The organism is Arthrobacter sp. UYP6, from assembly GCF_040547315.1.
Taxonomy (GTDB): Bacteria; Actinomycetota; Actinomycetes; order Actinomycetales; family Micrococcaceae; genus Arthrobacter_B.
Window position 1 is genome coordinate 12,806 of record NZ_JBEPPM010000013.1, and the last position, 14,573, is coordinate 27,378.

At 65.0% G+C, this 14,573-nt stretch carries 15 protein-coding genes and 1 tRNA gene; 7 read left to right on the forward strand and 9 right to left on the reverse strand.

The window, feature by feature from the left end; translation table 11 throughout:
- Nucleotides 1-96: 96 nt before the first annotated feature.
- A complete protein-coding gene (locus ABIB35_RS11900) occupies nt 97-726 on the forward strand; it encodes a TetR/AcrR family transcriptional regulator (protein ID WP_354181657.1) in 630 nt (209 codons plus the stop codon).
- Nucleotides 727-768: 42 nt separating this feature from the next.
- On the opposite strand, the gene ABIB35_RS11905 is transcribed toward ABIB35_RS11900, so the two are convergent.
- On the reverse strand, nt 769-1,392 hold the full coding sequence (locus ABIB35_RS11905; protein ID WP_354181659.1) for a GNAT family N-acetyltransferase: 624 nt from the start codon (nt 1,390-1,392) through the stop codon (nt 769-771).
- An 82-nt stretch (nt 1,393-1,474) separates the two neighbouring features.
- Nucleotides 1,475-1,551, reverse strand: a tRNA-Met gene (locus ABIB35_RS11910).
- Nucleotides 1,552-1,647: 96 nt separating this feature from the next.
- Here ABIB35_RS11910 and ABIB35_RS11915 point away from each other — a divergent pair.
- Nucleotides 1,648-2,532 carry an alanyl-tRNA editing protein gene (locus ABIB35_RS11915; protein ID WP_354181661.1) on the forward strand — a complete coding sequence of 295 codons (885 nt, stop codon included), beginning with the start codon at nt 1,648-1,650 and terminating at the stop codon, nt 2,530-2,532.
- 25 nt (nt 2,533-2,557) lie between these two features.
- Here ABIB35_RS11915 and ABIB35_RS11920 read toward each other — a convergent pair whose 3' ends face one another.
- The 3 genes from ABIB35_RS11920 to ABIB35_RS11930 form a co-directional block, all read right to left on the reverse strand.
- Nucleotides 2,558-4,966 carry an ATP-binding cassette domain-containing protein gene (locus ABIB35_RS11920; protein ID WP_354181663.1) on the reverse strand — a complete coding sequence of 803 codons (2,409 nt, stop codon included), beginning with the start codon at nt 4,964-4,966 and terminating at the stop codon, nt 2,558-2,560.
- 62 nt (nt 4,967-5,028) lie between these two features.
- A complete protein-coding gene (locus tag ABIB35_RS11925; protein ID WP_354181846.1) occupies nt 5,029-5,376 on the reverse strand; it encodes a VOC family protein in 348 nt (115 codons plus the stop codon).
- 37 nt (nt 5,377-5,413) lie between these two features.
- Nucleotides 5,414-5,824 (reverse strand): VOC family protein, encoded by a 411-nt coding sequence (locus ABIB35_RS11930; RefSeq protein WP_354181665.1) that lies wholly within the window; start codon nt 5,822-5,824, stop codon nt 5,414-5,416.
- A gap of 230 nt (nt 5,825-6,054) precedes the next feature.
- On the opposite strand from ABIB35_RS11930, the gene ABIB35_RS11935 reads away from it, so the two are divergent.
- A complete protein-coding gene (locus tag ABIB35_RS11935; RefSeq protein WP_502915784.1) occupies nt 6,055-6,540 on the forward strand; it encodes a nucleoside deaminase in 486 nt (161 codons plus the stop codon).
- Between the two features lie 45 nt (nt 6,541-6,585).
- On the opposite strand, the gene ABIB35_RS11940 is transcribed toward ABIB35_RS11935, so the two are convergent.
- Nucleotides 6,586-7,116 carry a GNAT family N-acetyltransferase gene (locus ABIB35_RS11940; protein WP_354181669.1) on the reverse strand — a complete coding sequence of 177 codons (531 nt, stop codon included), beginning with the start codon at nt 7,114-7,116 and terminating at the stop codon, nt 6,586-6,588.
- A 137-nt stretch (nt 7,117-7,253) separates the two neighbouring features.
- On the opposite strand from ABIB35_RS11940, the gene rlmN reads away from it, so the two are divergent.
- Nucleotides 7,254-8,507, forward strand: a complete 1,254-nt coding sequence (rlmN, locus tag ABIB35_RS11945; RefSeq protein WP_354181671.1) for a dual-specificity RNA methyltransferase RlmN — start codon at nt 7,254-7,256, stop codon at nt 8,505-8,507.
- 114 nt (nt 8,508-8,621) lie between these two features.
- Here rlmN and ABIB35_RS11950 read toward each other — a convergent pair whose 3' ends face one another.
- A complete protein-coding gene (locus ABIB35_RS11950; RefSeq protein WP_354181673.1) occupies nt 8,622-9,320 on the reverse strand; it encodes a PadR family transcriptional regulator in 699 nt (232 codons plus the stop codon).
- Between the two features lie 210 nt (nt 9,321-9,530).
- Complete coding sequence (purB, locus tag ABIB35_RS11955; RefSeq protein ID WP_354181675.1) at nt 9,531-10,952, reverse strand: adenylosuccinate lyase; 1,422 nt, start codon at nt 10,950-10,952, stop codon at nt 9,531-9,533.
- Between the two features lie 193 nt (nt 10,953-11,145).
- On the opposite strand from purB, the gene ABIB35_RS11960 reads away from it, so the two are divergent.
- Both ABIB35_RS11960 and ABIB35_RS11965 read left to right on the forward strand, forming a co-directional pair.
- On the forward strand, nt 11,146-11,433 hold the full coding sequence (locus ABIB35_RS11960; RefSeq protein ID WP_354181676.1) for a hypothetical protein: 288 nt from the start codon (nt 11,146-11,148) through the stop codon (nt 11,431-11,433).
- Nucleotides 11,434-12,864: a hypothetical protein gene (locus tag ABIB35_RS11965; protein ID WP_354181678.1), complete on the forward strand. Its 1,431-nt coding sequence runs from the start codon at nt 11,434-11,436 to the stop codon at nt 12,862-12,864.
- Here ABIB35_RS11965 and ABIB35_RS11970 read toward each other — a convergent pair.
- The gene (locus ABIB35_RS11970) at nt 12,841-13,239 is read right to left on the reverse strand and encodes a phage holin family protein (protein WP_354181680.1); all 399 of its coding nucleotides are present in this window, start codon (nt 13,237-13,239) and stop codon (nt 12,841-12,843) included. The two genes, ABIB35_RS11965 and ABIB35_RS11970, sit on opposite strands and share 24 nt — an antisense overlap.
- A gap of 81 nt (nt 13,240-13,320) precedes the next feature.
- On the opposite strand from ABIB35_RS11970, the gene ABIB35_RS11975 reads away from it, so the two are divergent.
- Nucleotides 13,321-14,460 (forward strand): histidinol-phosphate transaminase, encoded by a 1,140-nt coding sequence (locus tag ABIB35_RS11975; RefSeq protein WP_354181681.1) that lies wholly within the window; start codon nt 13,321-13,323, stop codon nt 14,458-14,460.
- Nucleotides 14,461-14,573: the final 113 nt, after the last annotated feature.

Below are 14,573 nucleotides of genomic sequence, written 5' to 3' on the forward strand. Positions count from 1 at the left end.
CGGCAAACACACAAGCTTGCGGCGTCCCCCAGCGCCGCGGCACGGACGGGCTTCGCTTCGGCGGGGCCCTTCCGTGTGTCTGAGAAGATAAGTCCTATGTCTGCACCGGAAACACCCCACGCAGCGCGGCGCCCTCCCGCGGAGGAGCCGCGGACCGCTCGCACCCGTGAGGCGCTGGAAGCCGGCCTGTGGGAGCTCCTGCGCGAGCATGAACTGGCGGACATCAGCGTGGCCGCGCTGTGCCGGCAGGCAGGGGTGCATCGGACAACGTTTTATGGCCACCACCGCAACATTTACGACCTTGCGGCCGCCGTCTACGCGGGCGTCGTGGACCGGCTCGGCACCGTGGATGTGGACCAGCGGGGGACCGGAAAATCTGTTGCGGAGATCGGCTTCCTGTACGTCGATGCGGTGCGGCAGATCCTGCAATACACCCTGGCGGAGCGGCGCGTCTACCGCGCGCTCTTTCACACCGGAACGTTCCAGTCCGTCCTGGCGGACGGACTGCGGCTGCGTTTTCTCCTCTCGCTGTATGTGTGGCAGGGCCATGACCTGGTGCCGCCGCTGAACCTGGAGGTGACCGCGGCCTTTCTCGGCGGCGCCTACGCCTGCTGGATTGAGCAGTGGGTTGCCGGCGATGACGACGACGTCGAAGCCTGGCTGGCGTCACTGGTCAACCTGCTGCCGGCCTGGTGGCCCAGGGACGGCTTCCCGCCTGCCCTTTAGGGGGCCTTCGTCCCTCTGCGCCGCTCCCCGCAGATGTTCCGCTCATAAAATATGTTCGCCGGAGAACCGGCCAAGCCTGCCCCGCAGTCCGGCTCGAACCTCGGGCCACTCCGTGGCGAGTATCGAATACACGGCAGTATCGCGCCAGGTACCGTCCGCGCGGAGCCTGTCCCGGCGCAGGACGCCTTCAAAAACGCCGCCGAGTTTCTCGATCGCGGCTCTCGAACGGGCGTTCCGGGAATCGGCCTGGAGACTGACCCGGCCAAATCCGGCGTCGAAGGCATGCCCGAGCAGCAGGAGTTTACTCTCGGCGTTGACGGCAGTACCCCAGACCGAGGGACTGTAGGCAGTCCACCCCAGCTGCACCGTCTCGTTCTTTAGATCCACATCAGCGAGGGTGCTGGTGCCCACCACGGCGCCGGGTGCCCCGTCCTGAAGCAACCGTACAGCGAACGGCAGCGCATCCCATCGGTAATATGTCTTCGCCCAGGCGGCGAAGGCGTCCGGATCCGAGCGCAGCCCCGCCGGGCCGCCGCCGTAGCCGCCGGCAAAAGCTTCGGGCACCGCAATGGCGCGGTGCAGGTCGGGGAGCAGTTCGGGGGTCAGCGGCTCGAGGTGGACCGTCTGGCCGGTGAGCAGGGAGGAAGCGGGACGCACGGCAGTCATTCCGCCAGTCTAGAATGGAGGGTCAACAAGACCCTTAAACAAAACGGCCCCCATCGGTTTTCACCGATGAGGACCATCTTCTTGGTTGCGGGGGCAAGATTTGAACTTGCGACCTCTGGGTTATGAGCCCAGCGAGCTACCGAACTGCTCCACCCCGCGTCGTACTTAGAACTGTACCCCCCTGTGGACCCAGACGAAGAATCCAGTGACCGCCGTCACGGTTTTGGTGCCAAATTCACTCGATAGGGTGGGAGTGTGAGCCTGCCTACCGTAGATACAACTGTCACCTATCCGTCCGGCGCCGTGGAATCCACCGGCACCGTCCTCCACGTCCAGGACCTCGGGGACGGCACCCGGGCGGTCCTGCTGGACACTACTGCCGTTCATCCCGTGGACGCCGGCTGGCCGGATCAGGGCGCGGACCGTGCAGTGCTGACCGTCGCCGGGGGTGTTTCCTATGAGCTGCAGGACGCTGTGGTTGCCGCCGCCGACGGCTCCTCCCTGTTCCTGGGCGCTGACATCCCGGTGAAGAAGGGCACCGAGGGGTGGGCTTTCACCGTGGCGCATGTGCTTCCGGCCGCGGCCGCGGTGCAGGAGGGGGAATCCGTGCGGATCGAGGTCGACGGCGCCTACCGGACCGCGCTTTCGGCCGGCCACACCGCCTGCCACCTGGCGTCGCTGGCGCTGAACCGGCAGCTCGCCGGGGCCTGGAAAAAGGACGTCATGGCCGACGCCGCCGGCAACCCCAACTTTGACGCGCTGGCCATCGAAACGTCCACCATCGCCGAACACGGCTCCACTGATGTGTACCGGCTGGGCAAATCCCTGCGCCGCAAGGGTTTTCTGCCGGACGCCCTGCTGGCGGACCTGCCCGCCGCCGAAGCCGGCATCAACACCATCCTGGCCGGCTGGACGGCCACCGGGGCGGAGGTACGGATTGAGTGCGACGGCGGCGGCCTCACCGACATGCGACGCTGGGCCGTTGACCTCCCCGACGGCACGGTCCGGATTCCCTGCGGCGGAACGCACGCCGCCTCGCTCAAGGAGACCGGCGGCATTCAGGTCACACTCACCGCGGACGAGGGCGACGGCGCCGTAACGCTCACCATGGATACCCGGTGCGTGCAGCCGGCCGGCTAGGGCGCCTCAGGCAACTCGAGGCGTCTCAGGCGCCCACGTACGTGGCCAGATACTCGCCGGTGAGCGTGGATTTGCCGGCCACCAGGTCCGCGGGAGTCCCCTCGAAAACTATCCGCCCGCCGTCGTGCCCGGCGCCCGGGCCCAGGTCGATAATCCAGTCCGCGTGCGCCATCACCGCCTGGTGGTGCTCAATAACAATGACCGACTTGCCGGAATCGACCAGCCGGTCCAACAGGCCCAATAGCTGGTCCACGTCCGCCAGATGCAGCCCGCTGGTGGGCTCGTCAAGGACATAGACCGCGCCCTTTTCGGCCATTTGTGCGGCCAGTTTCAGCCGCTGCCGCTCGCCACCGGAAAGAGTGGTGAGCGGCTGACCCAGCTGCAGGTAGCCCAGCCCCACGTCGGCGAGCCGGACGAGGACCTTGTGCGCTGCCGGCGTGGGAGCCCCCGTGCCGTCCGATCCGTTGCCGCTGCCGAAGAATTCCGCGGCCTCGGCCACCGACATCCCCAGCACCTCCGCGATATTTTTTCCGCCCAGCGTGTACTGAAGCACCGCCGCCTGGAACCGTTTGCCGCCGCATTCTTCGCAGGCCGATTCCACCGTGGCCATCACGCCCAGGTCGGTGAAAATCACCCCGGCACCGTTGCAGACGGGGCAGGCGCCCTCCGAATTGGAGCTGAACAGCGCCGGCTTGACGCCGTTGGCCTTCGCGAAGGCCTTGCGGATCGGTTCCAGCAGCCCCGTGTAAGTGGCCGGATTGCTGCGCCGGGAACCCTTGATGGCACCCTGGTCAACCACCACCACGCCGTCCCGGCGGGCCACCGACCCCTGAACCAGCGAGCTCTTTCCGGAACCGGCCACGCCGGTAAGCACGCAGAACACGCCCAGGGGAATATCGACGTCGACGTCCTGAAGGTTGTTTGCTGCGGCGCCCCGGATTTCCATGGCGCCGGCGGGGGAGCGCACCGTGTCCTTCAGCCGGGCCCGGTCATCGAGATGCGCTCCGGTGACGGTTCCGCTGCCACGCAGGTCCTCCACCGTGCCCTCGAAGCACACAGTGCCGCCGCTGCTCCCGGCCCCCGGGCCCAGATCGATCACGTGGTCGGCAATGGCAATGGTCTCGGGTTTGTGCTCGACGACGAGCACGGTGTTGCCCTTGTCCCGCAGCTGTAGGAGCAATCGGTTCATCCGCTCGATGTCATGCGGGTGCAGGCCGATGGTGGGTTCGTCAAAGACATAGGTGACGTCCGTCAGTGAAGAGCCCAGGTGCCGGATCATCTTGGTGCGCTGGGATTCCCCGCCGGAGAGCGTCCCCGATGGGCGGTCCAGACTGAGGTAACCCAGTCCAATCTCGGCGAAGGAATCCAGGAGGTGCTGCAGCCCGGCCAGCAGCGGTGCCACTGACGGTTCCTTCAGAGTGCGGACCCACTCGGCGAGGTCGGTAATCTGCAGGGCGCATGCGTCGGCAATATTCCTGCCGTTGATTTTGGAGGAGCGGGCCTCAGCGCTGAGCCGGGTCCCTTCACACTCGGGACAGGTGGTGAAGGTGATGGCCCGGTCCACAAAGGCGCGGATATGCGGCTGCATGGCCTCAGGATCCTTGGACAACATGGATTTGGAGATTTTGGGAATCAGACCCTCGTAGGTCAGGTTGATGCCTTCAACCTTGATCTTGGTGGGCTCCTTGTAGAGCAAATCGTGCAGTTCCCGTTTGGTGAACCTGGCGATCGGCTTGTCCGGGTCGAAGAACCCGGTGCCGTTGTAGATCCGCCCGTACCAACCGTCCATGCTGTAGCCGGGAATGGTGAGCGCACCCTCGTTGAGGGACTTGCTGTTGTCATAGAGGGCGGTCAGGTCGAAGTCGGTCACCGATCCCATGCCCTCGCAGCGCGGACACATGCCGCCGAGCCGGTTGAAGGTGGCCTTCTCGGCCTTGGTCCGGCCGCCGCGCTCCACCGTAATGGCACCGCTGGCCTTCACCGAGGGCACATTGAAGGAATACGCATTGGGCGAGCCGATCTGCGGGGTGCCAAGCCTGCTGAAGATGATGCGCAGCATGGCGTTGGCATCGGTGGCGGTGCCCACAGTGGAGCGCGGATTCGCGCCCATCCGCTCCTGGTCCACAATGATGGCCGTGGTTAGCCCTTCGAGCAGGTCAACGTCAGGACGGGCCAGGTTGGGCATGAAACCCTGGACAAAGGCGCTGTAGGTTTCGTTAATCATTCGCTGGGATTCGGCGGCTATGGTTCCGAACACCAGCGAGCTCTTGCCCGATCCGGAGACACCGGTAAACGCCGTCAGGCGGCGCTTGGGGATTTCAACACTGATCCCCCTGAGGTTGTTCTCCCGGGCTCCATGGACCCGGATGACATCCTGGCCGTCCGCCGGATGCGGGAACTCCGATCCGTTCTCCGCTGAGGTTCCTGTACTCATGCCCGTGCCGTTCCTCTTTCGATGAGCTTGACTGCTTCCGCCTGAGGCTACAGGTTTCCTTCCTACGGTCCGCCGGCGCGGCACAGAAAATCCCAAAGATGTCCGTCCGGATCCGCTGCTGTTCCCAGATAGACGCCGTCCGGCCGCAGGCGGGCACGGGACGTCACTGCGCCTCCGCCCGGCACACAGGCAGAGAGCAGATCATCCACATCACTGCGTGTGGGGAAGGCCAGGGACGTGCGGATTTCCTGCCGGAAGGGTTCCGGAACAAGAATCAGGACAATTGCTGCAGAAATATTCATCGCCGAGAGATTCGCTGTGCTGAGTTTTTCATTGAGGGAAAAACCCAGACTCAGATAGAAGCCGGTGGACCGATCCAGATCCGCCACCGGAAGGCGCGGATAAATCACGGGATACAAGCGCAGCCTCCCAAGCCCAGCGTGGGCTCTATTCGGGGATGGACGGGTCCATCCACATGAATTCCCAGACGTGGCCGTCCGGGTCAGCGGCTGCACCGGAATACATGCCCGGCATCTGTTCCCTGGCCGGCTGGAAGACAGCACCGCCGCCCTTGGCGCAGTTTGCGAGGAAAGCGTCAACCTCCTCACGGGTCTCACAGCTAAGGCAGTTGAGGACTTCCTTGCCCGCTGCGCGCAGGTGCGGGGTGTCACCCTGGGGCAGGAAGCCTTGGAAAAATTCCTGCTGCAGCAGCATCACAACAATCGTGTCAGAAACCACCACGGCCGTGCAGTCCTCATTGCTGAACTGGGGGTTTTGGACGAATCCCAGCCCCAGATAGAACTCTGTGGACTTGCGCAGGTCCGCGACGGGAAGATTGGGAAAAATCATGCGCTCCATGGCGGCGTCCTTTCGGGGGCGGCGCTTCCCGGCCGACCCCGTTCAGTGGTTCGGCCAGCTCTTGTCCCTGTACGTTCCCACACCGGTCCGGCCCAGTCCAGAGCCACCTCGCTGGGTCTCGGGTTCGGTGTGTGCCGGGTGCTAGCCTTGTGCTGCCGAAGGCGGGCACCGTGTGGTGCTATCTACCTGGCTGTTCCGGCAGTGGTTGCCGGCGATCCGCACCCAAGGAGATATCCATGACCACCAGTGACGCCCAATACCTTGCCCGTGCCATCAACCTGGCCACCGCCAATGTGGCTGCGGGGGGCGGGCCGTTTGGCGCCGTCGTCGTTGCTGTGGACGGCAGGGTTTTTGACGGCGTCAACCGCGTTACGGCCAACAACGATCCCACCGCACATGCCGAGGTGACCGCCATCCGCGCCGCCGGAGCGGGGCTGGGAACCCATGATCTCAGCGGCGCCGTGCTGTACAGCAGCTGTGAGCCCTGCCCCATGTGCCTGGCATCCTCTCTATGGGCACGGTTGGAACGGGTGGTTTTTGCCGCCGACCGCCAGGATGCGGCACGGGCAGGATTCGATGACGCAGTGTTCTATGAGTACTTTGAAACGCCGGTGGCCGAACGTTCCCTCCAGGTGACCCAGCAGACGGCCGGGGAAGTTCCGGCCACAGCCCCGTTTGATGCCTGGGCCTCAACAGTGAGCCGCATCGAGTACTGAGGTATTTCCGGGACGGGCCCGGATCAGCCCCCGGAGCAGCGGGCCTCAGGCCAGTCGGCTCCGGGGCGCAGCGGTTCCCGGAGGCGGGGGGCAGATTCCGGTTCCAATGGTCTTCGCGAAGCACACTGAGTCCTCCAACCCGGAGTACGGGCCGAAGTTGGGCACCACCGTGTAACCGCCGTGCTGGTAGAACCGCCGGCCGTCCGGCTGCGCCGACCCGGCCTCGGCCGTGATCACCGCGTAGCCTGCGGCCCGCGCCCGGTACTCCAGGGCCGTGAGGACGGCGGTGGCCACACCCGAGCCTCGGGCGTACGGAAGGACGTAGATCCGCTTGATTTCCGCCGTCGAGTCATCCAGCCGCCGCAACCCTCCGCAGCCCAGCGGCTGGCCCGAACTCTTCTCATAGGCGACCAGGAAAACAGTCACGTCGTCGGCGGAGGGCGGCGCCGGTTCGTTGGCTACCGTGCCAACGCGCGAGTTCAGCTCCGATTGCTGGGCGGCGCGAAGATCAGCGCCCACGGGGTTGCTCCAGGGCACTTCGCGGATGGTGAGGTTCGGTGGCTGATCGGCAAGCATGGAGACCTCCTGGTGAGGGCACGCCGGAGCGGGCTTTTCCTTCAATCTAGGAGCGTGCGGTTTCAAGGGTGTTTCAGCACCGTGGCGAGTTGGCTAACAGAAAGCACCGAACCCGGATGCGTGCAAAAATGGAAGGGATGACTTCCCTCGATACTTCCTCCGCAACCCCGTCCAAGCCGGTTGGCACCTCCAAGGCGCAGCTTCAGGCGCGGAAGGCCCAGGTGCGGCCCGCCACTGAGGGGTGGGAGCAGGCCAAGGAGCCCGACGGCCGCCCGTTGCTGCAGTTCAAATCTCCGCGGGTTTCCCAGCCTCCGGTGCACCTTGCCGACCTGAGCCTTGCCGAACGGCAGGCCAAGCTCAAGGAACTGGGCCTGCCGGCGTTCCGCGCCAAGCAGCTCTCGGTGCATTACTTCCAGCACTACACCACGGATCCCGAGGCCATGAGCGACCTCCCCAAGGAGCGCCGTGATGAGCTGGTGCAGGAGATGTTCCCGACACTGCTCACTGAAGTGAAGCGCCTGACCACGGACAACGGCGACACCATCAAGTTCCTCTGGCGCCTCTTTGATGGCTCCCTCGTGGAGTCCGTCCTCATGCGCTACCCCGGCCGGATCACGCTGTGCGTCTCCAGCCAGTGCGGCTGCGGTATGAACTGCCCGTTCTGCGCCACGGGCCAGGCCGGACTGACCCGGAACATGTCAGCTGCGGAAATCCTGGACCAGATTGTCCAGGCAAACCGGGTCATCAAGGAGGGCGGCCTGGGCGGTAAGCGCCGCGACGGCGGGCACGACGCCGAGCGCGTCACCAACATTGTCTTTATGGGCATGGGTGAGCCGTTGGCCAACTACAAGCGCGTCATGACTGCCGTGCACCGGATGGCCGCCGAGGTTCCCGAAGGTCTGGGCATGAGCGCCCGGAACATCACCGTCTCCACCGTGGGCCTGGTGCCGGCGATCAACAAGCTGGCCGAGGAGAACATCCCGGTGACGTTCGCGCTGAGCCTGCATGCTCCGGACGACGAGCTGCGCGACGAGCTGATCCCGGTCAACAGCCGCTGGAAGGTGGACGAGGCACTGGACGCCGCGTACAACTACTACCGCGTCACCGGCCGCCGCGTCTCGATCGAGTACGCCCTGATCAAGGATATGAACGATCATCCGTGGCGTGCCGATCTGCTGGCGAAGAAGCTCAATTCGCGCGGCCGCGGCTGGGTGCATGTGAATCCGATTCCGTTGAACCCCACTCCGGGTTCCATCTGGACCTCACCGGAACCGCATGTCACCCGCGAGTTCATCAACCACCTGATCGACGCCGGCATCCCCACCACGCTGCGCGACACCCGCGGCAAGGAGATCGACGGCGCCTGCGGACAGCTGGCTGCTGCGGACTAGGCGTTGGGTGTACTGCTGAAGTGACTGCAACGGTCTAACGACGACGGCGGGAGGCCGGGTATCAAACCCGGCCTCCCGCCGTCGTCTATGGTTGAGGCAGCAAGTGCCACTGCGCTAGTCCTGGTCCGCGGCCGGGTCTGCGGCAGGAGCTGCTGCAGGAGTTTCGCCGGCAAGGATCAGGTAGAGCGACCGCTTGGTCTCCGCCAGCAGCGCCGCAGCCGCCGTGACCTGTTCCGGGGTGCCGGCCATGCCCACCTGGCGCGCGGCGCCGGCCAGCTCGTGCAGCAGGGCGCGAAGATCGGGTCCACTGTTTCCGGCTGCAAAGTCGGCGAAGGGGTCATTGGCCTCGGCCTGGGCTGCGGCTTCCTGCTGTCCGGCTTCCGTGAGGCGGGCGAGTTTGCGTCCGCCGCTGGCCTCGATGGTCACGAGCCCCTCGTCCTCGAGCTGGGCCAGGGTGGGGTAGATGGCTCCCGGGCTGGGCTTCCAGCTGCCGTTCGTGCGGTCCGTGATCGCCTGGATCAGCTGGTAACCGTGCATCGGCTCGGCGTCGAGCAGCAGCAGGACTGCTGCCCGGACGTCGCCGCGGCCGGCCCGGCGGCCTCCGGGACCGCCGTGATGTCCCCTGCCGCGGCCGCGGCCGCCGCCCATGGGTCCCGGCATGCCGCCGGGACCCATGGGGGAGTGGTGGTGCCGCCGGCGTGCCGGTCCGGGTGTGCCGGCGGCAAACTCCGGTGTTTCGGAGAAAAACGCGCGGGCTTCGCGGGAAAACTCAGGGGCGGTGCCCGGAACATGATGTGTGCGTGGGTTGCGCATGGTTGATCTCCTTCTCTGGATCTAATTGATAACATCACGATATATCGCGATGCACTGTTTAATCAAGACCTTGGGAGATGTGATCTTGCCCGCAGCGCACCAGCGGCTGGAGGGTCAGCCGGTGCTTCAACGCAGCGGCGGGAGGCCGGGGATGAAACCCGGCCTCCCGCCGTCGTGCCTGCTGCCGCTCCTGCGCGGTTATGCGGGCAGTTACTTCGTGACGTGGTCCACGAGCGACTCGGCGATGCCGGTGTACTTGCCCGGCGTCAGGGCGAGCAGCCGCGCTTCGGCCTCGGAAGGCAGGCCCAGGCCGGTGACGAACTCGCGCATGCGGTCCGCGTCGACCCGGTGTCCGCGGGTCAGTTCCTTCAGGCGCTCATAGGGGTTGTCCATGCCGGGGGCACCGGCAATGGCCTCGGCCCGCATGACCATCTGGATGGCTTCTCCAAGTACCTCCCAGTTGGTGTCCAGATCGGCGGCCAGGACGTCGTCGGCCACGTCCAGGCGCTCAAGGCCCTTGACTACGTTGGAGATGGCCAGTATTGAATGGCCAAGCGCCACGCCGATGTTGCGCTGCGAGGAGGAATCGGTGAGGTCGCGCTGCCAGCGGGACGTCACCAGGGTGGAGGCCAGGGTATCCAGCAGTCCGTTGGAGATTTCCAGGTTGGCTTCGGCGTTCTCGAAGCGGATCGGGTTGACCTTGTGCGGCATGGTGGAGGATCCGGTGGCGCCGGCCACGGGGATCTGCTTGAAGTAGCCGATCGAAATGTAGCTCCACACATCGGTGCAGAAGTTGTGCAGGATCCGGTTGAAGCGGGCAATGTCCGCGTACAGCTCGGCCTGCCAGTCATGGGACTCGATCTGCGTGGTCAGCGGGTTCCAGGTCAGGCCCAGGCCTTCCACAAAGCTGCGGGCCACCTGCTCCCAGTCGGCGCCGGGCACCGAGGCGTAGTGCGCGGCGTAGGTGCCGGTGGCGCCGTTGATCTTGCCCAGGTATTCGGTCTTTTCAATGCGGTGCAGCTGGCGGGTCAGCCGGTGGGCCGTCACCGCCAGTTCCTTGCCCAGGGTGGTGGGGGTGGCAGGCTGCCCGTGCGTGCGCGAAAGCATGGGAACGGCGCGGGTTTCCTCAGCCATGGCAGTGATCCGGTCCACCAGGTCCAGTGCTGCGGGATGCCACACGTTCTCCACGGCGCCCTTGATGCCCAGGGCGTAGGAGAGGTTGTTGATGTCTTCGGAGGTGCAACCGAAGTGCACCAGGGTGGTCAGGTTCTCGATGCCGATCGCGGGCAGGCGGCGGCCAATGTAGTACTCCACCGCCTTGACGTCGTGAACTGTGACCTGTTCAATTTCGGCCAGTTCGGCCACGGAATTCCCGTCAAAGCCGGAGACGATCTCGCGCAGCTGGGTCTGCTGCTGCGTGCTGAGCGGAGCCGTTCCGGGAAGTACGGAGTGGGAGGTGAGGTGGATCAGCCACTCCACTTCCACATGGGTGCGGTCGCGGTTCAGGGCCGCTTCGGACAGGTAGTCCACCAGCGGAGCCGTGGCACCGCGGTAGCGGCCGTCCAACGGGCCCAGGGCAATGGCGGGGGTGACGGAGGCAAGGGGGACGCGGGGAGCAGCGGATTCAGCCATGCGGCAATTCTTTCATGTTCCGGCGGTACGGCCTGCTCTGTGACTTGTCCTCCACAGCCTCTCCGCCTGGGCGCGATCTGCGGCCTTGTCCCCGGCGGCCGCTTTGGCGGGAGTGCGCGTTGCACCGCCGTGACATAACGGAAGCTCCGAACTGCCGGACGGGCGAATTGGAGCAAACTGGAGGGAGGGCTCCATGAGTATGAGTGTGGAGGTTGCGCCTGTTAACCCGGCGGATGTCTACGCGGCGAACCGGGCTGCCGCCTACGTCATCAGGGCAGCGGAGGAGCTGACCGCCATTGAACAGGTGCTGCCGGGCCTTGTCCGGATGGAATGGCGATCCGAGGCCGCCGGCCGGTTCGAAGAACTTTGTGGCCAGCACATCAAGAGTGTCTCCGCCACGGCCGCGGATCTGAGGGACTGCGCCGCGGCCGTGGAGCAGCATGTACAGGAACTGCGCTCACTCGGTCATGAGGTGCAGTAAATGGCAGCGAAGTGGGCCGGGGAGGGTTCTGCGTCCGGAATCCGGGTGAGGGGCGGCTCCCACGGGCTGACCGTTGAGTTCCGGGAATTGGAGCGGGTGGCCGATGCCCTGCAGGGGGTGGTTTCACGCCTCGCGGACCTCCGGGCGGAATGCACGGAAATGTACCTGCTGCTCAACGGAACCAGTGCGGTGCACCGCCATGCGCATCAGGCCGCCGCCGCTGCTGAACACGTCATCCGAGGTCTTCAGCGGAATATGGCAGAGCTGGAGGAAGCGGCAGCAGACCTTCGGGAGGCTGCCGGGAACTATCTGGACGTCGAGGGGCGGATGGAGGATGCCCTCGCCCGTCTGCGGTTTCATATGGGTTTGGCGATGTGGAACGGGGGAGGGTGGGCCCATCCCGGCCGCACCCCTTTGGATTTCATGATGCCGGAGCAGGAATGGATTGCCATCAAGGTGGTGATGGGCCTTCTTGCCGAAGGCAGATACGGGAAGCTTCGGCCCATCGAGGTGACAAAGGTTGAGGCGGGCCTCGAAACGGTCCGGGTGAGTGGAACAGCGCAGGCGTTGCTGGAGCGGTCCAAGGTGCTGCTGGATGGATTGGACGGCACGGACAGAGGTGGAACGCCGGGGCCCGGCGTGGTGGAGATCCTCACCGGATACCGGCACGGAAAGCCGGTGCGGATTGTTACGCTCCCGGGAACCCAGAATTCCGGGACATTCCTGGTGGGACCGAATCCCTTTGACTTCTATGGCAATGCCGAAGGCCGGGCGGAGGACAGCCGGTACGTTGCCGACGCCGTCGCTGAAGCGCTGCGCCAGGCCGGAGCCTCGGCCGGTGACGAGGTGATCCTTGTGGGGTACAGCCAGGGAGGAATCCATGCTGTCAACACGGGAGCGCGGCTGGCAGAGGACGGCCGGTTTTCGGTGGAGATGGTGGTGACAGCAGGCGCACCGGCCGGGGATAGGAACATCCCCGACGGAGTGAGGGTGCTCAACTTTGAGCATGAGCGGGATTGGGTCCCCGGGCTGGACGGTTCATCCAATCCGGACACGCCGGACCGTGTGACGGTGTCCGGAACGTCGTCGGTGGACGGCTGGTCGGACGGCGGACTGGGACGTGGCCATGACCTGGACATGTACCTGGATCTGGCGGATCAGGCCGACCGCAGTGAAGACCCGTCCCTGAAAGACTCGCTGGGGTATCTTTCCGAAATCATTCTGCCGGGGACCATAACCACGCGCAGCCTGTTTAGGTTCTCCAGAAAATCATCGTCCAAGCCGCAGGGGCCAATGCAGCCGCCGGGAGAAACCAGTACGCTGCCACATCAGCCTCTGCCTCCACCCGGCGCTGGGCCGCTGGTGCCCCGCCCGTTCCTTCCACTGCCCGGCGCGGGGACGCCGCTGCTACCGCCGCGTCCCGGTCAGTGAGCCGGCCACCAGGGAAACCAGGCTGATGATGATCGAGGCGAGTACGGCGGTCCAGAAGAAGGAGTCAACACCGAAGTTGATGGCCGTGTAACTGCTCAGCCAGGACGTCAGCATGAGCATTGCCGCATTGATGATGATCGTGAAGAGCCCCAAGGTCAGGATTGTCAGCGGCAGGGACAGCAACTTGACGATTGGGCGGATCAGGGCGTTCACCACGCCGAACAGCAGGCCGATAAAGAGGTAGGCCAGCACAAGGTCGAAAGTGGGATCTCCCGTGAGCGCACCTCCGGTCTCGGTCACCGTGATGCCCGGCAGCAGCCAGCTGGCCACATACAGGGCAAGGGCATTGATAATGATCTGAATCAGGAAGCGCATGCCTCCATGCTGACACACCACCCAGTGGCCCCGGCGGTGTCACAGATCACTGAAGCGCCAACGGCTATTAGGGTTAAGCCTATGACGACCACCGAGAAGGACGCTCAGACCGCTGACGTTCAGGCACCAGCCATCCGCCCCCGCACGGTTCTGGGTAAGCTGCCCCGCTACGCCGCAGGCAAGCCCCCGGAGGTTATCGACGGACTGCAGAGCTACAAACTGTCCTCGAATGAGAACCCGTTTCCACCGCTTCCGGCCGTGCTCGAAGCGATCAGCAAGCGGCAGGATATCAACCGCTACCCGGATCCGCTGTCCACTGCGCTGCGCACTGAACTGGCATCCTTTCTGGACATCCCGGCAGAGGATATCGTCACCGGCGGCGGAAGCCTCGGCGCCCTCAACCAAATTCTTGCCACCTTCGCAGGCCAGGACGAACACGGGGTCCCGGATGAGGTCATCTACCCCTGGCGTTCCTTTGAGGCGTATCCCATCAGTGTGGGGCTCTCCGGCGCAGACAGCGTGCAGGTGCCGCTGCTCCCGGACGGCACCCATGATCTGGAGGCCATGGCCGCAGCGGTCACCGACCGCACGCGGATCATCCTCCTCTGCACCCCCAACAACCCCACCGGCCCGGCTCTGACCGCCTCGCAGGTGGAGAACTTCCTAGCCCGGGTACGCTCGGATGTGCTGGTGGTGATTGACGAGGCGTACGAGGACTTTGTCCGGGATCCGGAGGCCGTCAACGGCATCGAGATGTACCGCAGGCACCCCAACGTGGTGGTCCTGCGGACCTTCTCCAAAGGCGCCGGGCTGGCCGGTCTGCGTGTCGGATACTCCGTGTCGCATCCGGCGGTGACCCAGTACCTGCGCGTTGCCGCGGTTCCGTTTGCCGTCTCGCAGCTGGCTGAAACGGCTGCGGTGACCTCGCTGCGGCACCACGGGGAACTTGTGGAAAGAATACAAGGACTGGTTGCCGAGCGGACCCGGGTGGTAGCGGGCCTAAAGGAGCTCGGCTGGCGTATTCCGGACGCGCAGGGGAACTTCGTGTGGCTTGATCTAGGGGAGAACACTCCCGAGTTTGCGGCGCTGGCCGAGCAGCAGGCTCTCGCTGTGCGCGCCTTCGGCACCGAGGGAATACGGGTCACGATCGGTGAGGAAGGGGCCAACACCCGATTCCTCGCAATATGTGCGACTTATACAAAGGGACCCCGGGTTTCCTAGCGTGTCCTAAGTGCGGACGGAAGCCGGCCCCTCGTTAGGCTGGGTGAAGTACGTTCCACATATATTCCCTGCAGGTGATCTATTCCATGCAGGGAATATATCTAGCACGGAGC